Origin of the sequence: Caulobacter sp. CCH9-E1 (assembly GCF_001556515.1) — a bacterium.
Lineage (GTDB): Bacteria > Pseudomonadota > Alphaproteobacteria > Caulobacterales > Caulobacteraceae > Caulobacter.
Map to the genome: position 1 here is coordinate 1 of NZ_LSJA01000046.1, position 21852 is coordinate 21852.

Sequence of the window (21852 nt, forward strand, 5' to 3'; positions counted from 1 at the left end):
AGATCCTCCTCAACTCACAACCTCAAATCTGTGCCAGTGGCGCTGACGGGGGACAAGCCGCGGCTCGTCGTTTAGCATATGATTATGCAGCGCCGTGACCTCGATCCCGTTCGTCCGCAGCACGCGCAGGACCGGATCGACCTCGTTTGCGACAAGTACGAAATCGCCGGTGATGGCGGCTCGGCCGTCCCCGGTTGGCTGAAAGTTGATCGCGGTCGCCGTGCCCATCGTCGGCGGAGTCTCCATATCGCCGTCCATCAGCCGCTCGGCGCGCGGAAAGCTGTATTGGAGGATGCCACCGGCCGTCTTGCCCTCACCGCCCATCAACCGGTTGAGCGCGGCCACATCGAGGTCGAGCCGCGATGCGGCTGCGCTGGCCGAAGGCGATTGCGGCGCGGCGAGCGGGGTCCGACTGGCTGATAGCGCTTGCCGGAGCGCGGCCGCGAGCTTCACCGGGTCGCCGTGGCCGGCAATGTGCATGTACATGGTCGCAGGCGAAGAGCGGAGCAGGTGATTGTGGAGCGCGGTGATCGTAAAACCGCTTGCGAGCAGGCGGCTCAAAACGGGGTTCACCTCGTCGTGAGTCAGCACGAGATCGCCCATCACCATCGCCTCGTCGCCCATCGGCTGAAACGCCGCCCAAGAGCCGAGCGCGAGGGAGGGCTTGATCGTCACCCCATCCAGCGTGACGCTCAGGTCCGAACGCGGGAAGCTGTAGCGGTGAACGCCCCCCGGCTGTTCGGCCCCCGCTCGTCCTATCGCCCGGTCGACAGCCGACCAGTCCGGCGCTGCCCATGCCGGGCTTGCCAGCAGGAGGCTGGCGAATCCCAAGGCGATGGTCTTTTTCAGCATAATTGATCCTTCATCAGCGCACTCGACACGGAAAGCCTCACGTCATGCGAGCGCGCCGCCGGCGAGCCGCGACATTGCGCTCCGGTTTCTTTCTTCGGGATAAGCAGTCCTATGCTCATGAGGCTTGTGATGCAACCCTTACACTTGTAGGCTAGTGACGATACAACTATGACAAACACACAAGCTTCCCCTTGGTTGCTCCTGATCCCGCAGCTTCCGGCTAAGCCTGCCTATTTGCGGGTGAAGGTCTGGCGGCGTTTGCAGGCGATCGGGGCCGCGCCGCTCAAGAACGCCGTCCATGCGCTCCCCAATCGCGAGGACACGCGCGCGCTGTTCGAAGAACTGCATCGCGAGATCACCGAAAATGGCGGCGAGGCGCTGATCCTCGAAGCGCGCCTTGTCGGCGGCATGGGCGATGCGGAGCTGCGCGGAGTGTTCGACGCTGCGCGTGACGCCGACTATGAGGAGTTGGCACGCGAGGCGCGCGCGCTGTGTGAGGGCGAGTATGTCGCGGCGGCGGATGTGGGCCGCCTGCGCAAACGCCTGAACGAGGTCGCCGCGATCGACTTTTTCGGTGCGCATGGTCGGCAGGCGGCACAGGCCGCCATCACCGAGGCGGACCGCCGCTCTCACCAACATCCCGATGTGAGCGGCCCCGGTGCGCCCGAGCTGACCCCGGCGGAGCTAAAGCGCCGCGTTTGGGTGACGCGCCGCCATGTCCATGTCGATCGCATCGCGTCCGCCTGGCTCATTCGCCGCTTCATCGACCCCGAGGCGAGCTTCAAGTTCGTCGAGGGCAAAGGATATGTGCCGGAGCCTGACGAACTGAGGTTCGACATGGCGGACGCTGAGTTCACCCACGAAGGCGACCGCTGCTCCTTCGAGACCTTGGTGTTCCTCACCGGTCTCGAGACCGACCCCGCGCTGCGGGCGCTCGGCGAAATTGTTCACGACCTTGATATTGCCGATGCTCGGTTCGAGCGCCCGGAAACTCCGGGAGTGAGCGCGCTTATCGCCGGCATCTGTGCCGGCACCGACGACGACGAGGAGCGGATCGCGCGCGGATCGACCGCGCTCGACGGATTCTATGCTCACTTCACCCGGCGAAAAGAGGACTAAAGATGGAGGCCAGCGCACGCGCTGAAATCGCAGTCGAGACGCTGCACGAGCACGGCATCAGCTTTGGCGAGGCGGTGCGCGTCTGGATCAGGGTCGCGCTGCTCAGCTTCGGCGGACCGGCGGGCCAGATAGCGGTGATGCATCGCATCCTGGTCGAGGAGAAGCGCTGGATCGGCGAGGAGCGGTTCCTCCACGCGCTCAACTATTGCATGCTGCTGCCCGGCCCTGAAGCGCAACAGCTAGCTGTCTATATTGGCTGGTTGCTCCATAAGACCAAGGGCGGCCTGGTCGCGGGCGCGCTATTCGTGCTGCCCGGCTTCCTCGCGATTTTAGGGCTCAGCTATGTCTATGTGCTGCTCGGCGAAGTGCCGCTGGTCGAGGGATTGTTCTTCGGATTGAAGGCCGCCGTGCTGGCGGTGGTGCTACAGGCGGTGGTCCGGGTGGGTTCGCGTGCCTTGAAGAACAACGTCATGCGCGGTTTTGCCGCGCTGGCGTTCGTCGCGATCTTCGTGCTCGACGTGCCCTTCCCGCTGATCGTGCTTGCCGCCGCGCTGATCGGCTTCTTCGGTGGCCGCGCTGGTTACGCCGCATTCAAGGGCGGCGGCGGACATGGTCCCGCCGGCGCTGAGATAATCCACGACCGCGACACCGCTCTTGGCGAGGGCCTTCCCGACCATGCCCGGCCGAACCTCTCTTGGTCGCTGCGCATCTCCGGCGTCCTGCTGCTGCTCTGGCTCGGGCCGGTCGCAGCGCTGCTGTTCGCGTTCGGCCCCGACGACGTGTTCAGCCGCATCGCCACCTTCTTCAGCCAGATGGCGGTGGTGACCTTCGGCGGCGCCTATGCGGTGCTCGCCTATGTCGCGCAGGAGGCAGTCGAGACCTATGGCTGGCTCCAGCCCGGCGAGATGCTCGACGGGCTCGGCATGGCCGAGACCACGCCCGGGCCGCTGATCATGGTGACGCAGTTCGTCGGCTTCCTCGCGGCCTTCCGCGAAGCGACCGGGCTGCCGCCGCTCGTCGCCGCGACCTTCGGCGCAATCCTCACCACCTGGGTTACCTTCCTGCCATGCTTCCTGTGGATCTTCGCCGGCGCGCCATTCATCGAGCGGCTGCGCGGCAACCGCGCATTGTCGGCCGCGCTTTCGGCGATCACCGCCGCAGTGGTCGGCGTGATCCTCAATCTGGCGGTCTGGTTTGGTATCCACACTCTGTTCGAGCAAGTCCGCGAAGTGCCGTTCGCAGCCGGCACCATCGATCTCCCAGTCCTAACGTCCGTCAACTGGCCGGCGCTGGCGCTCGCGGTGGGTGCGATACTCGCCATGTTCCGGTTCAAGGCCGGCATGCTGCCGGTGCTCGGCGTCTGCTCGGTCCTCGGGGCCGCATATGTAATGATCATCTGAAGGAGTGACGCGTGACGATCGACCATCTTTCCCGACGCAGTGCAATCGCAACTCTTGGCATCGGAGCCGCCGCCATGACTATCAACGAAGCCTCTGCGCAGACGCCGGCCGCAGCGCCGGCGGCTGTCCCCGCCTTTGCCGGAAATCATCAGGTCAAGCCGCTCAGGTTCAATCCCGCCAGGCTTCACGGCCTCTCCGAAAGGCTGATCACATCGCACCACGAGAACAATTATGCGGGCTCGGTCAAGGCCCTGAATATGATCGAGACACGACTTGCCGCCGCGCTCGCTGACACGGACCTGCCGCCGGTGGTCTATGGCGGATTGAAGCGCGAGGAGCTGCACCGCACCGGCTCGGTCGTGCTCCATGAGGTCTATTTCGACGGGCTCGGCGGCAACGGCCAGGCAGCCGGTTCCATCCGCGACGCGCTGGGCGCGGCGTTCGGCTCGTTCGACCGCTGGGAAGCCGACTTCCGCCGTACCGGGATGAGCCTTGCCGGCGGATCGGGCTGGTGCGTGCTCGTCTACAATCTCCACACGCGCTCGCTGCACAACCATTGGGCGTGGGATCATATGCACGGTGCGATTGCCGGCGTGCCGCTGCTCGCGCTCGATATGTACGAGCACAGTTTCCACATGGATTACGGCACCGCCGCCGCCAAATATGTCGACGCCTTCTTCCGCAACATCGACTGGGAAGTGGTCGACCGGCGCTATGCCGCGGCTTTGCGCGGCGGCGGCTGAACCCGACCGCTGAGGATCAGCGTGCAATAGGCACCCCCTTCGTGGGGTGATCGGCGTGCAAAAAGGACCCCTTCATCCCGGGGATTTAGTCGGCCGACTGGTTTTGATCAGTTGGCGAGAACGGGATGTTGATCGTGGAGACAGTGGTTCGGATTCGGCGTGAGCATGCAGCGGGTAAGGCGATCAAGGCGATCGCTCGTGACCTTCGTTTGTCGCGGAAGGTCGTCCGCAAAGCGATCCGGTCGCCGGAGGCGGCGTTCAACTATCAGCGCAAAGTCCAGCCGCTGCCGCGGATCGGTCCTTATCAGGATCGTCTCGATGCGCTGCTTGAGGAGAACGAAGGTCGCGGCCGCCGCGATCGGCTACGGATGACGCGTATCCATGACCTGCTGGTGCGCGAGGGGTTCGATGGATCCTATGATGCGGTGCGCCGCTATGCGGCGCGCTGGCGTGCTGCGCGGCGGAAGGATGCTGGCGAAGGCGCACCGGCGTTCATCCCGATGACCTTCCAGCCGGGTGAGGCCTACCAGTTCGACTGGAGCCACGAGGATGTGGAGATCGCCGGCAAGCCGATGCGGGTGAAGGTGGCGCATATGCGTCTCTGCGACTCGCGCGCACCCTATGTCCGGGCCTATCCGCGCGAGGGCCAGGAGATGCTGTTCGATGCCCATGCCCGGGCGTTCGCGTTCTTCGGCGGTGTGCCGCGACGCGGTATCTACGATAATATGAAGACGGCGGTGACGGCCGTGTTCACCGGCAAGGAGCGTGTGTTCAACCGCCGCTTCCTGATCATGACCGATCATTACATGGTCGAGCCGACCGCCTGCTCGCCGGCGGCGGGATGGGAGAAGGGCCAGGTCGAGCAGCAGGTCCAGACAATCCGAGGCCGCTTCTTCCAGCCGCGGCTCCGGTTCGCCAGCCTGGCCGAGCTCAACGGGTGGCTGGAGGCCGAGTGCCGGCGCTGGGCCGAGCATCATGCCCATCCCGAACGCGGGGATATTACCGTCGCCGAGGCGCTGGATATGGAGCGACCGGCCCTGCAGCCGATCCTGGCACCGTTCGACGGCTTCCATGAGAGCGAGCATGCCGTCACCGGCACCTGCCTCATCAGCTTCGATCGCAACCGCTACTCGGTCATGTCGACGGCCGCACGCCGGACCGTTCAGGTGCGCTCCTATGCCGATCGCATCGTCATACGCTGCGGCGATGCGATCGTCGGGGAGCATGAGCGCCACTTCGGTCGGAACCGCACGATATACGATCCCTGGCATTATCTGCCGGTCCTCGCGCACAAGCCCGGCGCGCTGCGTAACGGCGCACCGTTCCAGGACTGGGATCTGCCGCCCGCCCTGCACCGATTACGGCGAAGGCTCGGCACCGGGGACGAGGCCGATCGCAGGTTCGTGCGGGTCCTCTCGGCGGTGCTCACCGATGGCCTGGAGCCGGTAGAGGCTGCCGTGCGCGAAGCGTTGGCGAACGGAACGGCCAGCGACGAGCTGATCCTCAACATCCTCTCCCGGCGCCGCGAGCCGGCGACACCCCACAGCATCGTCACTTCGGAAGACCGGATGCTGCAGCATCCTCCGCTCGCCGACTGTGCCCGCTATGATCTGCTGCGAGGCTATGATGCAGCGGCATGATATGATCGACACGATGCGCGGCCTCGGACTCAAGGGCATGGCGGCGGCGTTCGACGAGGCGGTCACCACCGGCCTCCAGCGCAAGCGCACCACCATGGAGATACTGACCGACCTGCTCCGTGCTGAGGCGACCCACCGGGATGCAGCCTCCATCCGCTATCGGATGACGGCTGCGAGGCTGCCCGTGGTGAAGGACCTGGAGCGGTTCAGCTTCGAGGGCACACCGATCAATGAGGAGATGATCCGCTCCCTTCACGATGGCTCCTTCCTCCCGCCTCGCCGCAATATCGTGCTGGTCGGCGGCACGGGGACAGGCAAGACCCACCTCGCCATCGCGATCACCGCCAATGTCGTGCGAAGGGGCGCTCGCGCCCGCTACTTCAACACCGTCGATCTGGTGACACGCCTCGAAGAGGAGACCCGGATCGGCAAAGGCGGGACCCTGGCGGCGCAGCTGTCGCGGCTCGACCTGATCGTTCTCGACGAGCTCGGTTATCTGCCGTTCGCCCGCTCGGGAGGGCAGTTGCTGTTCCACCTCATCAGCAAGCTTTATGAGCGGACCAGCGTCATCATCACCACGAACCTCGCCTTCGGCGAATGGCCGACCGTGTTCGGCGATCCCAAGATGACCACGGCGCTGCTCGACCGCGTCACCCACCACTGCGATATCGTCGAGACGGGCAACGACAGCTGGCGCTTCAAAAACCGCAGCTGACAGCCACCTTCGGCGCCTTCAAAAATCTATCTTGCGCTGCGCGCGCCTCCGGTCGGGCTACGCCCGCCCTCCGCCGCACGCAGCGCAAGGCCATCTTCAACAAACCAGCATCATATTATCTGAAAAGGGGGTCCCTCTTCGACGCCGATCGGGGGTCCCTTTTGAACGCCGTTTGACAATACTGAGCTCAGGCGCCAAACCGACCAAACAGAAACGCCTGGACGCGGCTACGCGCCGACGGACTGGGCGTTCACCCTGTCGGCGGGTCTTGGCGCAGGCTTTGGCGCCGTGGTGGTCTTTCTTCTCTACGTGGCGCTCAATGGCGGGCCGTCTGGCCTCTACTCGCAGACAACTGGTCTATGGGTCATAGGCGGACTTGTGGCCGTCTGGCTCTTGCGGGTCTGGTTCATCGCCCACCGCGGGGCTCTGAGCTACGACCCGATCGTATGGGCGTTCCGCGATCCCCTAAGCCGCGTGCTCGGCCTGATCGCTGCAGGGTGCCTGTTCGCCTCGTTCTGACCCTAGCCGAGCTGTTCGGAGGTGATCTCCGCCAAGAGCGTGCTCTGGGCCTCTTCCAGCGCCTGCAGTGCTGCGGCTGTGGTCGACACGCTGGTCTGAGCGGTCAGCACCGCTGCGCGGGTCAGCTCAGAGGGATCAGAAGCATCAAGCCGTTGCGCTTCTTCGAGATAGGCCACCGACTGCTCGTGAGCACGTCTGGTCGCTTCAAGCACGGCCGTGAACTGGAGGCCAAGGCGGTTGTCGTTGGCGGGTTCGGTCACTGGCAACCTCACGATTAAGCTCGCCGATCAAATGCGCGTCGTTACGGCTTGGCCTTCCATGCACGCCAAGACCGCTTTTCTCAAGGCGCTCGCATCGGGCTTGTTTCGGGAAGGGACACGCAACGTCGGCAGGCCTGCAGAGGCCGTATAGCTGTCGCGCGTGGCGTCCTTGTCCTGGTCATGAGACTGATCGTCCAGCTCAACGATACACAGCACTTCATAGCGCCTATTGCAAACGACCCAGTCGGCGCGCTTGCTGGACACTCTATTGAACGCCGCAACGGCCGACGATCGCGAAAGCCCCTCTTTGACGCGCAGGAACGCGCCGAAGCTGACCTGCGGGATCACCTTGTAGTCGGGTAGGGCGCGCTCGAGGACACCGGCGAAGTGAATCTCATTGTCGGAGAGCAGCCTTCGAGACCGATAGGGCGGGGCGAAAAGCTCCTTGAACGCCGAGACCGACAACACGCCGGACTTGAATAGGCAAACCGCGACGATCATCGCCAGGATGAGGAGCGGCGCCACCATATTTGCCGCCCCGCCCATCAGAGCGCCGTCCTATGCAGAAGCCTATAGGGCATCGCGCGTATTACGCGCATCACGAGTTTCCAGTAGCCCGGCGCATAGGTCACTACGCCAGGCTTGGCGACCGCGCTAACGATCCTCCTGGCCACAGCCTCAGGCGTGGCCCACAGGGGGCCGCTAGTGTCCATCCCGTCGGTCATGGGCGTTCGCACCAGGCCGGGCTTGATCAATACGGCCCTCGCGCGACCTGCGCGCGAAAGCCGGTGAGCCAGCCCCTCGATCAGCGTCTCGAGGCCAGCTTTCCCGGCGCCGTAGATGTAGTTGCTTTGGCGGCCACGGTCGCCGGCGACCGACCCGATCACGGCCAGCACGCCCCTGTCGTTACGCTCAAGGGCGTTGGCGGCGGCCAAACTGAGCCGCGCCGGCGCGTTGAAGTTGACCTCCCAAAGCCGCGTGGCTTGTCCAAGATCATGGGCGGCGGTTGTCGTATCACCCAGCGCGCCGAACGCGATGAGCACGAGATCAGGCGGCCGAGACGCCAGAACGCTCGCCAATTTCGCGACCGCATCTGAGGTTACCAAATCGACGGTGTGGCCGAAGGCTTGGGTTCCCCTCGCACGAAGATCGGCGACTTGCCGTTCAAGCTCGTTGCCTGACCGTGCGAAGAGATCAAACGACCAGCCCGCATCAGCCAGAAGCCTCACGGTCGAGTCGGCGATGGCCGACAAAGAGCCCAAGATCACAGCGTGCATCAGCTGGTCATCCTTTCCAGAAATCCAGTTCTGACCATCGGGTCGCGCATCGCGACGACCTCCGACCAGGCCGGAAACGCCTGCTCAAAGTCGCTTCGCCTCAAGCGCTGGTACTTGGCGGGGTACCAGGCACCGCCCGCCGCACGAACGACCTCATCCATCGCTGAGAAGGTCTTGGCGAGCTCGCGACCGGGCCGAAAATCGATCGCCAGGGTGAAGCCCTTGCGAGGGAAACTGATCATGCCCGCCGGACAACGGCACCCAAAGCGCTTCAACACGGTCAGAGGTGAAGCGAGGCCCGAAAGTCGCGCGAGCCTGCAGACCTCGACGAGAGGCTCAATGTCCGGCGTATAAACCTGATACTGCTCGAACCCTGCGGGGCCATAGAGCCGGTTCCAGTTGAGGAGCCCATCGAGGGGCCAGAGCGCACGGGTGTAGTGGATCCGTTCTGAACCTTGGCCCTCGGCACGCCGACGATAAGCCCAATTGAACAGGGACGTCGTTACGGCGTTGATGCAGCTCAGCGGCGCCGTGACCGGGATGGTCGCTTCTCGACGCGTCGGCGCGGTGAAATCGCCGTCGGAGCACCAACGCGCCTTCAAGACGACGCCGCCGGCGCGCGGGTCGGTCAGGTCGATCCAAGCCGCGCTGAACTCATAACCGTCAGAATGGGGGAGATCTTGCGCGTAGTCAGCGAGATGGACGAGCGGGGACGCCTCCTGATCCAGATAGGCCGAGCCGACATTCTGCAGCTCCAAGGTCACGTCCGTGATCGCTCCGCTCAAGCCGAGGCCACCGACAGTCGCCCGGAACAGCTGATCGTCAGGGACGGCGATGGCTTCGCCCCGGTCGGAGCGCCGCAGCCGGATTTGACGGACATGGTTGCCGAACGACCCCTGAAGCGAGTGGTTCTTTCCATGAACGTCGGACGCTACGGCCCCGCCAACTGTGACGAAGCCCGTGCCAGGGAGCACCGCCGGGAACTGACCGCGCCGGATCGTTACGGCACAAAGATCGGCTAAACGCATGCCTGCCTCGACGGTGATACGGGCGACGGCGGGGTTCCAATCGACGATCCGCCGACGCCCGCAGTGATCAAGTGCAAGCGCCCGGTCCGGGAGGCCGATGTCTGAGTAAGAACGGCGTCCGCCGATGTTCGTATAGGGGGCCCGGCTGACCGCCGAAGCGACACCAGCGAGGCTGGAAGGCCGCGTAAGCGTCTCTGCCCTGGCGCGCATCCTCGTCCAATTCTCGATGTCGATCGCAGAGCGCCTCATGCAAGCGAGCTTGCACGGATCTATCTCGTCTGTGAACCTTCAACCTTGTGGTTGTTGCGACAGCCCGCCGGCTAGGGCACTGAAAGACCGGTTTTTCCCCACCCGACCAGGAAGGATCTAAGTACCCGAATGAGCACCGAGACGACGCCAGATCCCGTTGATGTTCATGTCGGCGCACGGCTGCGCCTTCGCCGCAAGCTCATGGAGATCAGCCAGAGCGATCTGGCGGACGCCCTGGGGCTGACCTTCCAACAGATCCAGAAGTACGAGCGCGGCAGCAACCGCATCAGCGCCTCGAAACTCTATGCCGCCGCACAGCGCCTACAGGTCTCGGTGGAATGGTTTTTCGAGGGGCTCGATATGGCCCCTCAAGACCCTGCACTTGCGGAAAAGGAAGCGGCACTGAACCAGCGCTTTCAATCACTCATGAGTACGCCGGAGGGTGTCGAGATCGCCGAGGCTTTCCCGACGATCCGCCGTGGCGAAACCCGCCGACATCTCGCCGCTCTCGTGAGGACACTTTCCCGAGAGGAATAGCGCCGAGCACACACGACAACAGAGCAGGTTGCGCTTGAGATCGTAAGTGGTGGGCCGGACTCGAAAACTCCACCCGCGTGCTAGGCGCCGTCGTCGGCTATGTCTTCATCATCTGTACCGGTCGGATCAGCATCAGCAGAACCATTAGAGAGGCCGCCGGCGGCGCGTAGCCTATCAGCTTCCAGGTTTGGCCTACTGACAATGCGATCAAGCAAATTCAACTGCGCTGGCTCCAGCGCGACAAGCCGCGTCAGCACCCGGAGCACCGACAGAAGCTCGGTCGTGTATTCCGGCAGCCAGACGTTGGGCTGGATGTTGGACAATTCGGACGGCGGTCGCTTGTCGCCCATCGGCGGTTTGGAGCGATCCTTCCGGCGATAGCTCCACCACTGGCTCAGCACCCGCTTACCCGACACCTCATAGGCCCAGACCTCGGGCGCGACATGGGCAATATAGCCAGTCCCGATCTTGAGCCGCCGCTCGGCAGCGTCGTACTCCAGTTCATGCGGCATGGCGTCCAGCGTCTTGGGCAGGGCGCCGTCGGCGGGGATGGTCGGCTCAGGGCCGTCGGTCACGCGCGGCGGGCCAGGCGGGCGGCCCTCGGCGAAGCGTTCGCCAAAGGTGTGGAGCCAGACAACCTCGCGGCCGATCGCGACGGCCTCGTCGAACAGCGCGACCTCGGCCGTCAGCGGAATGCGCAGGCCCGGCTGCTTCAGGTGCTTGGCGAAGCGGGCGGTATAGCCCGGATGGGCCGCGACGGCGGCGATATAGGCCATGACCTCGGGCGCGGCGACCTCCCGGCCATAGGCCGCGCCGAGTTCGACCAGCAGGCGCGGAGCGATGTTTGGACGGGTGGCTTCGGGATCGGACCAGAGCGGGAAAACGCGGCCGCCGAAGGAACCCTTGTAGTGATGCAGGTCGGGGATCGGTCCGCTGATCGTCAGGGCGGGACCGTGCGTCGGCGAATGCGCCATTAGCGCGGTAAAGTACACCTGAGATGACGACGAAGCTCCCCAGAGCGTCGGATTGGATTGATTGATCAGGCGCGCATCCGGCACGATCCACTGCCGATCGAAGGATCGGAATGCGTAGCGGACCGGCTCTACAACTGGCCCTCTATCTAGCGAAACCGGCTGTGTACGGGCTTCATGACCCGATAGGCCCTCCTTCACCGGCTTTGCAACGTGCTTGTCGCCTGGCTTGCCGTTACGGAGATGCGGATGAAACAGCTTCTCCTTAGCCAACGGATCTGTCTCGTTGACCAGCCGCGTCCAGCGGTCCTTCAGCGACTGGGCGTCTGGGGCGATCACCCAGGTGCGGCCGGTCATCACGCCTGACCCGTTGTAGAGGAAAAGGTCCTCCAGCGCCGGATAGCTGACCCAGTCAGCCGCGCCGGCCGGCAAGAACGGCGCACGCCAATCGCTGGGGGCGTCAACCCAGCCGGAGTCGTCCAGGCCCATCCCCGCGATTGCCGCGAACTTGTGTTCCTTGGAGCCTTCAGGCAGGGCGCGGAAGCGCACCCGGGCCGGAGTATCGCGATCGACATCGGCCTTGCGCGAGACCATGACGATGCAGACAGGCTGTTGCACCCCGCCGAACACCCGGCTGGCCTGGGGCGGTTGATGGCCCTCGGGCGTGCAGTCGATGACCCAGATCTCATCGGCGTCGCGGCGGAGATCGGCGCGCATCTTCTGAAAACCAGGCCCGTTCAGGAACCCGGCCACCGTGATGAAGCAGATGACGCCCTTGCGCTTGGTCCAGTCGTCAATCGCGGTCTGGTCCGTGCCGCTGCGGAACGGATCGCCGCCGAACACCTTCCACGCCGCCCAGCGCCAGAAATAGATGTAGAGGTTGCGCAGGTGCTTGGCGTGGGCGCCGACGCCCCAGCTGACCGGCGGCTGCCAGTCGTCCAGTGGCGCATTCAGATGCTTGCCGCGATCCTCGACCCAGCCGCCCAGGCCCTTGGCCTTTTCCTTGTAAGGCGGATTGCCGATCACGACGGTAATCGCCTCGTGCCGCTTGATGCGATTGGCCTCGCGGCGGGACTCGGCGATGCCGCTCATGCTGGAGGGAATCCAGCCGAACTCCTCGTCGGGATCGGCCAGGGTGTCGGTGATGTAGAGCCGCAGGGTGCCGCTCAGCACCTTGTGCAGCTCCTCCGAGGCGTCGTCTCCCTTGCCGAAGGTGACCAGGTCGATCAGTTCGGCCAGCAAGCGCAGTTGGGCCACCGCGAACGGGCCAAACTGCAGCTCAAAGCCGACTAGGCGCTTCAAGGCCTCGGTGATGGCGGCGGGGACCGAGCCTGCGCCCTCCTCGCCCTCGACGGTGGCGGCGATGTTGCGCAGCACGCCCAGTAGGAAGGTGCCGGTGCCCACGGCCGGATCGGCGACCGTCACCTCCGACGAGGCCAGACCTCGGCCAAGGTTGAACCGCTTGGGCGACCGCAGCGCCTCGTCCACCAGCCGCACCATGGCCGTGACGATTTCCGGTGGCGTGTAGTACGAACCCGTCTTCTTGCGCAGGTTGGTGTCGTACTGCTGCAGGAAAAGTTCGTAGAAATACAGCCAGGCCTCGGGCTCGCCCTTGCTGAGCTTGTCCCAGTCGACGACCTCCAGCACGGCGGTCAGAGTCTTGAGCGAGGTGTCCAGGGTGTGCTGGTCGTCCATCTCCTCGGTCAGCAGGCGCAGGGCCGAGCCGATCAGGGTGTTGGACTTGCGCAGCTCCTTGGCGGCGTCGTCGATGCCGTCCTTCAGCGAGATCTTGCGCGCCTTGGCCATCAGCAGGCCGAAGGTCACCGCCTGGGCGTAGCCGTCGGCGAACTCCGCGTCGGTCGCGTGCGGGAACAAGAGGTTGCGCCAGTCGTCCTTCAGGCTGGTCAGGCCCGGCGCCTTGCGATCCAATTGCTCGACCACCTCGTCGCGCAGCAGACGACAGATCCGGGCGGTGATCTCGGCCAGCTGCTTTGGCGAACGCGGCGGGATTGGGTCCCACTGGTAGAAGGTCGTGAACAGGGTCAGCAACTCGGCGGGCGCCTTCAGGGCCGCCCCGGCTGACCGGACATCGCCTTGCAGATAGACGATGTCGCCGACGCGCTTGCCGTCACGCCAAAGGCTGAAGGCGTTGCCGTCGGTGTAGATCAAGTTCGGCAGGGCTTTGAGCTTTTCCCACTGCGCGCGGTCGTGCGACTTGGCGCCGAACCTGTTCGGATCAGCGCCCTTGCCGGGCGCCTTGACCTCGATGAAGCCGATCAGGGCGCCCTTGCGCGTCACGGCGAAATCCGGCCGGATCATCAGGTCCGACAGCTTGGTTTCGCCGACCAGTTCGGTGTTATGCGCCGACAGACCAGTCAGACCCGAGATGGCCTTGACCAACGTCACCAGCGGCGTGCGCAGCTGGTCCTCCGGCTCGCCCGTGATCGCCGGGTTGTCCAGCGTCGCCTTGGCGGCGGCCCCAAACGCGGCGATGGCGTCGTCCAAAGTGGCCAAGTCGCTCCCCCATTCCCGTCACGCGGCAGTGGATAACCGCCAACCCCGACTAGACCCCATCCCGAATCAGGTCGAGATTCAGGCCATGTCTCAGCTTGAGCTATTCATACAACCTGTCGTCGCGGAGCCAACCGTTCCGTCGGTGGAGTCGATCCGCGAACGGTTCGAAAGCTTGCTGACCACCCTGCGCCAAGCGCAAGTAATGCCTCTTTCGGCGCGCGATCTGGCGTTCTGGACCGTCGTGACGCCGCAGATGTCGAATTGGCTCCCGGCCGACGAGAAGGCAGCGGTGTGCCAGGAGTTTGCAGATCAGATTACGAGGCTAGGGGCGTCCGCCGCGTAAGCGCGCCGTGGCCGAGCGCCGCGGCGCCCCGCTCGTGTATACCGATGTCGCGCTAATCAACGGCGTCGAAGTTATACGCGCCTTCGTGGAGGCGTGTGTTGAACAGCGCCACGCTGTCCAACAGAAACTGGTCCTGAATCTCGACGCCGACATAGGGTTCTACGGCGACCTGGCCGAGACTGGTTGGGCTGATCTCCCCCGATCGCCGCACCCTCACGTCCCATCGCGCCGAGATTACGCCGTTGCCCTGTGAGAACCGTGACCCGACTCGCGGGTCGAAGGCGAACTCCTGCAGGGTGGCCAGGAAGAGACCGATCTCTTCCTCCGTGGCTTCAGTCAGAACGATGAGCTGCTTGAGTTGGGCGCCTTGGGGGATCGCCTCATAGCCGGCTAATGGCAGGTTGACCGACACGCTTCCGCTCACGGCCTTGTGCTCCTCGATCTCCTGGGTGAGGGCGGTGACTTGCGCTTCCAGCGCGTCCTTTTCGACTCCGGTTGCAGCCCGAGCATCGGACTGGAGCTTTTTCAGCTGCTTCTCCTTACGCGATCGCTGCGCGTTGTTCCGGTTCAAATCAGCCCATCGCGCGTGTTCCTCGGGCGCCAGCATATCGAGCGCCTTCTCGCCCTTCTTGAAATCGTCGTTCCGCGTGCCGGTGACCACGAAGGGCTTAATGGGCTCGATGGGAACCATGTGCCCGATATTGGCGCAGCCCTTCACCCACGGATCGCCGGCGCCGTAGAGACCGATGATCGGGTTCATCTGGCGGCGTTCTTTCATGGTCGTGAGGGGATTGGAATCCTCCTCGCCGCTGTCTTTCACCCCGCCGATGGCGTTGTAGTAGTAGCTGTCGAGGGTCATGCCCTCGTTGCGGGCCCGGCTCACCACGTCAATAGCCTTCCTGCGCAGCTTGCCGCGGAACCCGGCGGCCGGGAAGTAGGGGACGTTCTCAGCCACGGCGCCATAGTAGACAGTCATGGTGGGCTGACGGGCCGGCTTCTGCGCCACATCCGGCGGATTGGTGCAAAGCGGGGAGACCGCGGTCACGACGCCGTCGAAAACGACCGTGTATTTCTGCTGGGTCGACATGGTGTTTCCTACTGCTGAAAGAGTTGGATGAGGCCGTAGCCGTAGGCCTTGTTACGGCCGATCCCGGTCGCATAGGCTTGGCCGAAGGCGGTGTGATCGGTGACCCTCAACTGCCCCTGGAAGATGGACCGGTCGATGATCATGTTTCCGTGGTGCGCAATGCGAATGGCCTGGGTTGAGACCTCGATCTCGCCCTCGAGGGTGAAGCCATGACGCTCGCCTTGGCGGCCTAGCCAGTCTCGTCGACCATCAAAGTCGACCGGGCCAAAGTTCAGGGCTCGGAGCTTGTTCCTGCCATTTCCCGCGCGCTTGACCGGCGAGGCGATGATCCTGAAATCGTAAGTGTCAATCTGCGGGTCATAGCTCGGCGCGAGACTGTTGGCGCCCAAGCGCGCGTCGATCCTGTCGGACCGCACGAGGACGGCGCAGAACGGTTGAAACTCGACCGTGTAAATGAAGGTGCGCTCAGTGCTGCTGGCCGAGAAGTCACGATAAACGGCCTCATGCAGCGCCTTGGGATCCTTGGCGAGTTCTTCGGGTATGGCCAGGAGCACTTCCTTAAGCTGCGTCATCGCTCGCCCTCTGCCCCCTTTGGTCGACGTAGTAGATGATCCGAATAGCGTCGGCCTCCGCAGAGCCATAATGGGGCAGGGCGGTTAGCCTCGTCTCCAAATCCGGGATCTTCTTGGCGATCGCATCGAGCTTGAGTTGCAGCGCTGGGCGGGCAGATGGGATTTCCAGTTGTCGGCGGCGCAACGCGCTGGCCTCGAACAGCTTCTTAGCATCGACGCCGTCGCAGGCCTGCAGACCACGGCGGATGGCGCTGAGGTCGTAGGCGATCTCCCGCTTGCCGTTGATGTGGAACACGTCCCGCGTCGAGTACCGAAATCCGCGCGATGAGATCGTCGCCTTCGAAAACTCGATCACCAGGTACGGCGATGCCGGCGGGGAGCGCCAAAGCTCGGCAAGCCACTGGTTGTTGGTCTTTGCGCTCTGGGGGAAGATCTCGATGTGATCGGGTAGCCCGGTGGGGATGGCAATGCTGGCGCGAAGCAGCGCCTTGTCCGGCGTGACCACGCACAGTGTCCCGCCGGCCCCGCCAAGCCGCAAACGACCCTTCTCAGGGTTCACATTGTCGAACATCGCATTGAGCGCCAGGTCGGGTCCGTCAACGGCGTCGCGAGGCAGGCCACAGATGTGCCGGCCGAGCCGCTCATACCAGAACAAGGCGGGTGAGAGATTTGTCACTTGAAAATCTCACTAGGGATTTGACAGTTCGACCGTATCAGAGGCCTAGTTGCCGTCAACGCCCAAACACGCGGAAGATGACATGGCCCATTTCCTCGCGTCGATCTCGCTCGCCACGCCGTTCATTCCCGGCAAGCGGCTCAATCTCGACAGCCTGCTGGCCGGGATCATCTACGAGCGCACAGCCAACGTCGACCAGGCGCTCAACGACATACCTCTTCGCCGCGCTGACGCAGTGTGGGAGGGATCGGCCTGCTTTTTTGAGACGCCGGTGTTTCTGTCAGACTACACGTCCATCGGCGGCTTGCGGCCGGCGACGATGAACGCATCGGTTCTGGCGATGAAGAGCCGAAAAAAGGACGGCGTGAAAAAGGAGAGCTATCCCAGGATTGATCTGGCGCGCGGGCCTCACCAGAACCGCCTCAGCCGGTATAAGACGGTGACCGCGAGCCGGATCCACTTCCTCGGGACTGGCGACCTATCAGGCGTCGGAGACCTTCTCAAAGACGTGCGATTCATCGGCACGAAGCGGTCGGCGGGGTTTGGCCAAGTTAAGGCTATAGATCTAGTGGAGTTCGAATGCTCCAGCGCTCATCCCGCACTCGTCCTGCCGGACAACACACCGGCCCGGCCGATCCCCCTTGAGCAATTCCGAAGCCTTTCAAACGGCGCCTGTCTGGAAGGCTATGAGCGCGTAAGGCCGCCGTACTTCGAAGGCGACTTCGTACTGTGCGCGCTGCCGACCTGGAACGAGATCGCCGCGAGCGAGCTTGAGGGCCAGCTGGTCGCGACGTCATGATCGAACACTACCTTCAGCATGTCGAAGCCGCGTTTGCGGAAGATGGTCCACTGGCCGAGGCCATGCGCCGGCGTGGGCGCACCTATCGCCCATCGCAGCCCCAGTTCGAGTACGCTATGGCGTGCGCGCGCACGTTCGTCGCTGACACGGTGCCCGGGAAGGGCGCACCGGTCACGCTCCTGGAAGCTGAGACCGGCACCGGCAAGAGCCTCGGCTATCTTGTGCCGCTTGCGCTGTTCGCGGCCCACACAGGCAAGCGCGGCGCGATCTCCACGTTCACCCTGCACCTTCTCGAACAGCTCAATAGCACCGAGATCCCGATCGCGATCGAAGTCGCCGAGGCGCTGACCGGCAAGCGGCTTACACATGCTCGCCGGGTCGGCCTGCGCAACTGGCTGTCGCGTCCCAGGATCAAGCGGCTCCAGGTCGAGATCATAAACGACCCGACGAGCGACAAGTCGCTGGTCAGCTATCTCGATGACCTGGCCGATTTCGCGGAGGCGGGGAACACGCTCCTGGAGTGGACGGCGCACAACGGCCCGTTGCCAGAGGCTATCCGGGTCGGCGACATCTGCCTTTCCGCCAGTGCGGAGCCGGGGGCTGAGGAGTATGTGGAGCATGTTGCGCGCTCCAATGCCGCAGATCTCCTGATCGTCTCTCATGCCCTGACGGCGATGGATCTTGGACAGTACGGACGGCTGTTGAGCGCAGAGGGCGCAGCGCCGATAGCGGCGCTGGTCATCGACGAGGCGGACACGCTGCCGGGCGTGATCCGCAGCCACTATCAGGTCCACCTATCGTCCCTGCAGCTGCTGACGGCGGCTCTCTACATGAAGGGCGCCAACCGGGCCGCATTTGAGTCGCACATCGCTGACTTCAAGGCGCTGACGGACCAGCTCATTCAGGACGTCCCCAGAACCTATCGCCAAAGCGCGGCGTCCAAGCGCATGGTCAATCTCGGGGACGGGAAGAACGGGACCTATCGCGTTCAGTTTCAGAAGGTGGCGGCAGGACTTCTCACCGAACTTCGCCGCGGTATGAAGGCCGCGCAAAAGGGCGGTGCAGAGACTGACGTCCTGGAGCTCAAGGTGTTCGAAGGCGAGTTGGCCATGTTCACCGACTGCTGCGAGCGGATGAGCGACTACAAAATCCCAGGGGTCAGCTTTTCGCCCGTGCTGGCCATCCCGGCCTTCAACGTCGTGCCGTTCGACGCCAGTCGCATGGCGAGCCTCTTATGGCGCGAAAGCAAGGACAGCCAAGAGACGCTGCGTTCGGCCGTGGTCATGACCTCAGCCACCCTGGACGCCCCAGGCGCCGACGACAGTAGCTTCACCGGCTTCATGGCCGAGATTGGCCTCAACCCCCAATACCACAACGTCCGACGCGACCTTAGCGGACGCTATGCGCCCGAGGATTTTGGTCGGATGACCTTCCACCTCTCGCCGCCTCACGCTCCCCGTCCAAGCCGCGTCGTCGAGGCTGAGAGCGAGTCGGACGACGACTTCACCAATCCTGAGTGGGTCAGCTACTGCGCTCGCACCTTGGCGCACATTGCCGGCCTCGAGGGGCGCTGCCTGGTGCTGGCCAACAGCTACAGGGACACTCAGGCCCTGGCCTCGGCCGCCCGGGCGCTTGGGGTGACGCCGCTGGAGCATTCGCAGGGGACGCCCCTGTCAGAGGCCGTTGGGCGATTCGTCGAAACGCCAGGCTCGATGCTGATCTCGCCGACGGCTTGGGAGGGACTGAACTTGCCTGGACTGGTCGACCATCTGGTCGTCACCAGGCTGCCCATACAGAACACGAGTTCTTCGTTCCTCGGCATGTATCGTGAGGTGCTTCTGAGCCGAGGAAAGACCGAGGCAGAGGCATTCCGGCGCATTCGAACGATCGCTCAGAACAATGCGAGCCGGAAGCTCAAGCAGGGGCTGGGTCGCGGTATTCGGGCGGCCGACGATCGCGTCGAGGTGTGGATCCTGGATCCACGCTTTCCGTTACCCGACAGGTTGGCGCCAGCGGGCGCCAGCCCGCACTACCGCCGTTTCGCCAATGCTATTCCGGTGCGTTTCCGCTCCAAGCCGCTGGCGGCGACCTATCCCAAAGCAAAATTGATAGAATGGGCTGCGGTTGACGCTCTCGGCGCATAGATTTAGGCGGGCGTAAGCGGGTCTTTGACATTGTCGATCAATGCACTAGCGAGGGTCCCCCCTCGCCATGCCGTCGTTTGAGGCGGCACGATAACTTGGATGGGACTTCAAGCGGTATTTGCCCGTCCCTCGCCATGCCGTCGTTTGGGGCGGCACGACAACTCGGCAAGCCAAAGCTTGAAACGCGCCTCTCCCTCGCCATGCCGTCGTGTGGGGCGGCACGACAACTGTGGTAGGTGACGCGATCCTCCCACTCCTCGCCATGCCGTCCTCTAGGGCGGCACGAAAACAGGGTGTGGGACCTCCGTCCCTTTACAAGCCCCAGCAATGCCGTCGTTTGAGGCGGCACGACAACTTCTGGTTCGTAGTCCTGCAATCGAGAACCCCCTCGCCATGCCGTCGCTGGGCGGCACGACAACAGCTCGAAGGCCAGGGACTCAGTGGCGCCAACCTCGCCATGCCGTCGTTTGTGGCGGCAAGAAAACAAGAGGGCCTCGGCGGCGACCCTGCCTTAAACCTCACGATGCCGTGGAAATGCGGCATGATCAGAGTGAGATCTTAAATTGAGGTCAAATGCCGTTACTGCGGCACGACTACATGTCTGGGTCTTTGTCGACCCACTTTTATCCGTAGGTATGCCGTCGATGTCGGCGGCACGACAACATCTGTGAGCGCGTGAGGCGAAGCGAAACCCCTAGCCATGCCGTCGCAACAGGCGGCACGAAAACGTGAGAAGCCCGAGCAGAATGAAAAGGAGTCGCGCTGCTGCTGAACACTATAGTTGCTACACGCTATAATATGTAGGCTATCGTCGCGAGTATCTGGTCACCAGATATGACACGTTGATGGGGCAATCGCTGTCGCAACTCAACCGTCTAACGGCGACATAGGCAGATGTGAGCGCGAAGGTTTCCCGCGCGGTGCCTGGCACGTCCCCGTCCGCGCAGAAGGCCTAACGCGCTGTCTGAAACAGACGGTTGAAGCCTGCCGTTCTGAGGCCGACACCTAGCCATTGCGCTGGTCGATCGCGTCAGCTCTATCGACCTGAAATGCAAGTGGTGCCTCCGTGAAGCCGCAGAGAAAGGCGTGGGCCTCGGCGATTGCGTCATTGTCCAGCACCTTAATGACGACATGGTAGTCGGACGCCGGCTCAGCAGAGCGAAAGTCCTGACCAAACATGATGTCGAAGAGCTGGACGTCGATGCCGGGCGGCCGACGTTTGTGTTTGGCGATCGTTTTGAACAAGGCCAGCGCGGCGCTCTCACCGTCATCGCATGGAATCATGAAGAGCCGGCGATATGGCAGCTTCGGCCAAAGACTACCGTGATCGTTAAACAGCCTTCGCGGGGGGATAAGCATCTGCAGTGCGCGCCCCGCATAAGGTCTCCCGTAAATGCTGTCGAGGTGGCCGCACGCCTCGTTGAACCTGTAGTAGAAGTGTTCCTCGTCTGCTTGAGTCGCCTTCTCATTTCCGAACGCAACAGCGCTTGTATAGAGCAGGTTCGCCGTAGCCTCCTCCCGGGCCGCAGCTTCACCCAGTATCAGCTCCATAACTCTCTGATCGTAGGGGCCGTATGTTTCATGGCCCGCGTTTTCGACGTCAGCGGCGAGTTTGCGGAGTCTCAGCAAGTCGTTGTCACGAACGCCAGTGACCTTGAGCGTAGGCCCACCAGATAGACCTTCAGCCACATCCAAGAGCCGACGGCTAAACTCATTAAGAAGGCTGCTGGCGCGAGGATCCGGCTGGCCGGCGTCGATAGCCGCCTTAACCCGCTGACACGTTCGAAGATTGATCTCCGTGAAGCGCGAGAACTCTCGCGTCCAATCTTCGCCAAACATGGCTTGGGCCGCATTTACGAGACGCGCGCTGGCACGCTCCCAGGACATGGGTTCCATAGTGTTGCTCCTAGGGCGCCAATGCTGAGGCGACCTGGCGAAATGATGAGTGGGGGCGGCAGCGGCCGATCGCGTCTAGCGGCAGGAGCCGCGCGAACTAGGTACACCCGACCATGATTTGCGATCAGCGTAAAGGTCTCGGCGAGCCTCGGACAGTTACGCCGGCGCGGGAGGTCCTTTGTCATCACAGTCGCACGCCGTAAGAGCCGCCAGGGGACAGGGGCGCGACAAAGCGATCGCGCGCGATAATGTCGTGCGGGTTCTAGCTGAAGTGCGACGGAGAGCCTGGGCAGGATGACGGGGAGGGGGCCTCCTGTCACGTCAGGGTTCTCAGGGCATTGGCAGTCGGGCGACGGGCGGGCGCGGAGCCATCACACCGCGCAGAGCCCGTTCGTCGCCCGTGTCCCAGCCGTCACCGCGATCTGCTCTGCAAGCACGTCCTCCGGCGTGCGGTATCCGAGGCACTTGCGCGGGATCCGATTGAGCCGCGTGGACAGCTCCAGCAGCTTCT

20 protein-coding genes and 1 pseudogene are annotated in these 21852 nt (G+C 63.6%); 10 read left to right on the top strand and 11 right to left on the bottom strand.

Annotated features, from left to right (window positions below):
- Nucleotides 1–9 precede the first annotated feature (9 nt).
- On the bottom strand, nucleotides 10–852 hold the full coding sequence (locus AX690_RS02390) for a DUF1259 domain-containing protein (protein ID WP_066680183.1): 843 nt from the start codon (nucleotides 850–852) through the stop codon (nucleotides 10–12).
- 195 nt (nucleotides 853–1047) lie between these two features.
- Between AX690_RS02390 and AX690_RS02395 the strand changes: the two genes are divergently transcribed.
- The 6 genes from AX690_RS02395 (at nucleotide 1048) to AX690_RS22645 (ending at nucleotide 6988) form a co-directional block, all read left to right on the top strand.
- On the top strand, nucleotides 1048–1971 hold the full coding sequence (locus AX690_RS02395; RefSeq protein WP_008603798.1) for a chromate resistance protein ChrB domain-containing protein: 924 nt from the start codon (nucleotides 1048–1050) through the stop codon (nucleotides 1969–1971).
- A gap of 2 nt (nucleotides 1972–1973) precedes the next feature.
- Entirely contained in the window at nucleotides 1974–3371 is a 1398-nt protein-coding gene (chrA, locus tag AX690_RS02400) for a chromate efflux transporter (protein WP_040110184.1), read from the top strand.
- A 74-nt stretch (nucleotides 3372–3445) separates the two neighbouring features.
- Nucleotides 3446–4114, top strand: coding sequence for a superoxide dismutase (locus AX690_RS02405; RefSeq protein ID WP_017184236.1), 669 nt, complete (start codon nucleotides 3446–3448; stop codon nucleotides 4112–4114).
- Nucleotides 4115–4239: 125 nt separating this feature from the next.
- A complete protein-coding gene (gene istA / locus AX690_RS02410; protein WP_021238707.1) occupies nucleotides 4240–5754 on the top strand; it encodes an IS21 family transposase in 1515 nt (504 codons plus the stop codon).
- Nucleotides 5738–6469: an IS21-like element helper ATPase IstB gene (gene istB, locus AX690_RS02415; RefSeq protein ID WP_369798163.1), complete on the top strand. Its 732-nt coding sequence runs from the start codon at nucleotides 5738–5740 to the stop codon at nucleotides 6467–6469. The genes istA and istB overlap by 17 nt, the downstream gene beginning before the upstream one ends.
- Nucleotides 6470–6847: 378 nt before the next feature.
- Nucleotides 6848–6988, top strand: a complete 141-nt coding sequence (locus AX690_RS22645) for a hypothetical protein (protein WP_156449538.1) — start codon at nucleotides 6848–6850, stop codon at nucleotides 6986–6988.
- A gap of 2 nt (nucleotides 6989–6990) precedes the next feature.
- Here the strand turns inward: AX690_RS22645 and AX690_RS02425 are convergent, their stop codons facing one another.
- The 4 genes from AX690_RS02425 to AX690_RS02440 are packed head-to-tail and all read right to left on the bottom strand — an operon-like array spanning nucleotide 6991 to nucleotide 9763.
- The gene (locus tag AX690_RS02425; RefSeq protein ID WP_066682983.1) at nucleotides 6991–7248 is read right to left on the bottom strand and encodes a hypothetical protein; all 258 of its coding nucleotides are present in this window, start codon (nucleotides 7246–7248) and stop codon (nucleotides 6991–6993) included.
- A gap of 27 nt (nucleotides 7249–7275) precedes the next feature.
- Nucleotides 7276–7776: a DUF2726 domain-containing protein gene (locus tag AX690_RS02430; protein ID WP_197426759.1), complete on the bottom strand. Its 501-nt coding sequence runs from the start codon at nucleotides 7774–7776 to the stop codon at nucleotides 7276–7278.
- 17 nt (nucleotides 7777–7793) lie between these two features.
- Complete coding sequence (locus tag AX690_RS02435; RefSeq protein WP_066682981.1) at nucleotides 7794–8525, bottom strand: SDR family NAD(P)-dependent oxidoreductase; 732 nt, start codon at nucleotides 8523–8525, stop codon at nucleotides 7794–7796.
- Nucleotides 8525–9763 (bottom strand): FAD-binding oxidoreductase, encoded by a 1239-nt coding sequence (locus AX690_RS02440; protein WP_197426760.1) that lies wholly within the window; start codon nucleotides 9761–9763, stop codon nucleotides 8525–8527. Before AX690_RS02440 ends, AX690_RS02435 begins: the two co-directional genes overlap by 1 nt.
- Before the next feature lie 168 nt (nucleotides 9764–9931).
- Between AX690_RS02440 and AX690_RS02445 the strand changes: the two genes are divergently transcribed.
- Nucleotides 9932–10339: a helix-turn-helix domain-containing protein gene (locus tag AX690_RS02445; protein ID WP_066682979.1), complete on the top strand. Its 408-nt coding sequence runs from the start codon at nucleotides 9932–9934 to the stop codon at nucleotides 10337–10339.
- Nucleotides 10340–10419: 80 nt separating this feature from the next.
- Here AX690_RS02445 and AX690_RS02450 read toward each other — a convergent pair whose 3' ends face one another.
- Nucleotides 10420–13824 (bottom strand): type ISP restriction/modification enzyme, encoded by a 3405-nt coding sequence (locus tag AX690_RS02450; protein ID WP_197426761.1) that lies wholly within the window; start codon nucleotides 13822–13824, stop codon nucleotides 10420–10422.
- Nucleotides 13825–13909: 85 nt separating this feature from the next.
- Between AX690_RS02450 and AX690_RS02455 the strand changes: the two genes are divergently transcribed.
- Nucleotides 13910–14167, top strand: coding sequence for a hypothetical protein (locus AX690_RS02455; protein ID WP_066682978.1), 258 nt, complete (start codon nucleotides 13910–13912; stop codon nucleotides 14165–14167).
- A 52-nt stretch (nucleotides 14168–14219) separates the two neighbouring features.
- Here the strand turns inward: AX690_RS02455 and AX690_RS02460 are convergent, their stop codons facing one another.
- From AX690_RS02460 to AX690_RS02470, 3 genes are read right to left on the bottom strand one after another with little or no spacing between them, the layout of a single operon-like run.
- Nucleotides 14220–15254, bottom strand: a complete 1035-nt coding sequence (locus tag AX690_RS02460) for a hypothetical protein (protein ID WP_066682977.1) — start codon at nucleotides 15252–15254, stop codon at nucleotides 14220–14222.
- An 8-nt stretch (nucleotides 15255–15262) separates the two neighbouring features.
- Nucleotides 15263–15826 carry a type I-E CRISPR-associated protein Cas6/Cse3/CasE gene (gene cas6e / locus AX690_RS02465; RefSeq protein WP_066682976.1) on the bottom strand — a complete coding sequence of 188 codons (564 nt, stop codon included), beginning with the start codon at nucleotides 15824–15826 and terminating at the stop codon, nucleotides 15263–15265.
- The gene (locus tag AX690_RS02470; RefSeq protein ID WP_066682975.1) at nucleotides 15813–16481 is read right to left on the bottom strand and encodes a hypothetical protein; all 669 of its coding nucleotides are present in this window, start codon (nucleotides 16479–16481) and stop codon (nucleotides 15813–15815) included. Before AX690_RS02470 ends, cas6e begins: the two co-directional genes overlap by 14 nt.
- Nucleotides 16482–16584: 103 nt before the next feature.
- Between AX690_RS02470 and AX690_RS02475 the strand changes: the two genes are divergently transcribed.
- Together AX690_RS02475 and AX690_RS02480 are read left to right on the top strand one after the other, a co-directional pair.
- Nucleotides 16585–17301, top strand: coding sequence for a hypothetical protein (locus AX690_RS02475; protein ID WP_066682974.1), 717 nt, complete (start codon nucleotides 16585–16587; stop codon nucleotides 17299–17301).
- Nucleotides 17298–19445 carry a helicase C-terminal domain-containing protein gene (locus tag AX690_RS02480; protein WP_066682973.1) on the top strand — a complete coding sequence of 716 codons (2148 nt, stop codon included), beginning with the start codon at nucleotides 17298–17300 and terminating at the stop codon, nucleotides 19443–19445. Before AX690_RS02475 ends, AX690_RS02480 begins: the two co-directional genes overlap by 4 nt.
- Before the next feature lie 1005 nt (nucleotides 19446–20450).
- Here the strand turns inward: AX690_RS02480 and AX690_RS02485 are convergent.
- Together AX690_RS02485 and AX690_RS22650 are read right to left on the bottom strand one after the other, a co-directional pair.
- Complete coding sequence (locus AX690_RS02485; RefSeq protein ID WP_066682972.1) at nucleotides 20451–21341, bottom strand: hypothetical protein; 891 nt, start codon at nucleotides 21339–21341, stop codon at nucleotides 20451–20453.
- Nucleotides 21342–21712: 371 nt separating this feature from the next.
- Nucleotides 21713–21852, bottom strand: a pseudogene (locus tag AX690_RS22650) (IS30 family transposase); the annotation flags it as partial.

What these genes read in the sequence shown, in the direction of transcription:
- AX690_RS02390 (WP_066680183.1), bottom strand. Translation starts at nt 852, where the DNA reads ATGCTGAAAAAGACCATCGCCTTGGGATTCGCCAGCCTCCTGCTGGCA.
- chrA (WP_040110184.1), top strand. Translation starts at nt 1,974, where the DNA reads ATGGAGGCCAGCGCACGCGCTGAAATCGCAGTCGAGACGCTGCACGAG.
- AX690_RS02405 (WP_017184236.1), top strand. Translation starts at nt 3,446, where the DNA reads ATGACTATCAACGAAGCCTCTGCGCAGACGCCGGCCGCAGCGCCGGCG.
- istA (WP_021238707.1), top strand. Translation starts at nt 4,240, where the DNA reads ATGTTGATCGTGGAGACAGTGGTTCGGATTCGGCGTGAGCATGCAGCG.
- istB (WP_369798163.1), top strand. Translation starts at nt 5,738, where the DNA reads ATGATGCAGCGGCATGATATGATCGACACGATGCGCGGCCTCGGACTC.
- AX690_RS02430 (WP_197426759.1), bottom strand. Translation starts at nt 7,776, where the DNA reads ATGGTGGCGCCGCTCCTCATCCTGGCGATGATCGTCGCGGTTTGCCTA.
- AX690_RS02435 (WP_066682981.1), bottom strand. Translation starts at nt 8,525, where the DNA reads ATGCACGCTGTGATCTTGGGCTCTTTGTCGGCCATCGCCGACTCGACC.
- AX690_RS02440 (WP_197426760.1), bottom strand. Translation starts at nt 9,763, where the DNA reads ATGCGCGCCAGGGCAGAGACGCTTACGCGGCCTTCCAGCCTCGCTGGT.
- AX690_RS02445 (WP_066682979.1), top strand. Translation starts at nt 9,932, where the DNA reads ATGAGCACCGAGACGACGCCAGATCCCGTTGATGTTCATGTCGGCGCA.
- AX690_RS02455 (WP_066682978.1), top strand. Translation starts at nt 13,910, where the DNA reads ATGTCTCAGCTTGAGCTATTCATACAACCTGTCGTCGCGGAGCCAACC.
- AX690_RS02460 (WP_066682977.1), bottom strand. Translation starts at nt 15,254, where the DNA reads ATGTCGACCCAGCAGAAATACACGGTCGTTTTCGACGGCGTCGTGACC.
- cas6e (WP_066682976.1), bottom strand. Translation starts at nt 15,826, where the DNA reads ATGACGCAGCTTAAGGAAGTGCTCCTGGCCATACCCGAAGAACTCGCC.
- AX690_RS02475 (WP_066682974.1), top strand. Translation starts at nt 16,585, where the DNA reads ATGGCCCATTTCCTCGCGTCGATCTCGCTCGCCACGCCGTTCATTCCC.
- AX690_RS02480 (WP_066682973.1), top strand. Translation starts at nt 17,298, where the DNA reads ATGATCGAACACTACCTTCAGCATGTCGAAGCCGCGTTTGCGGAAGAT.
- AX690_RS02485 (WP_066682972.1), bottom strand. Translation starts at nt 21,341, where the DNA reads ATGGAACCCATGTCCTGGGAGCGTGCCAGCGCGCGTCTCGTAAATGCG.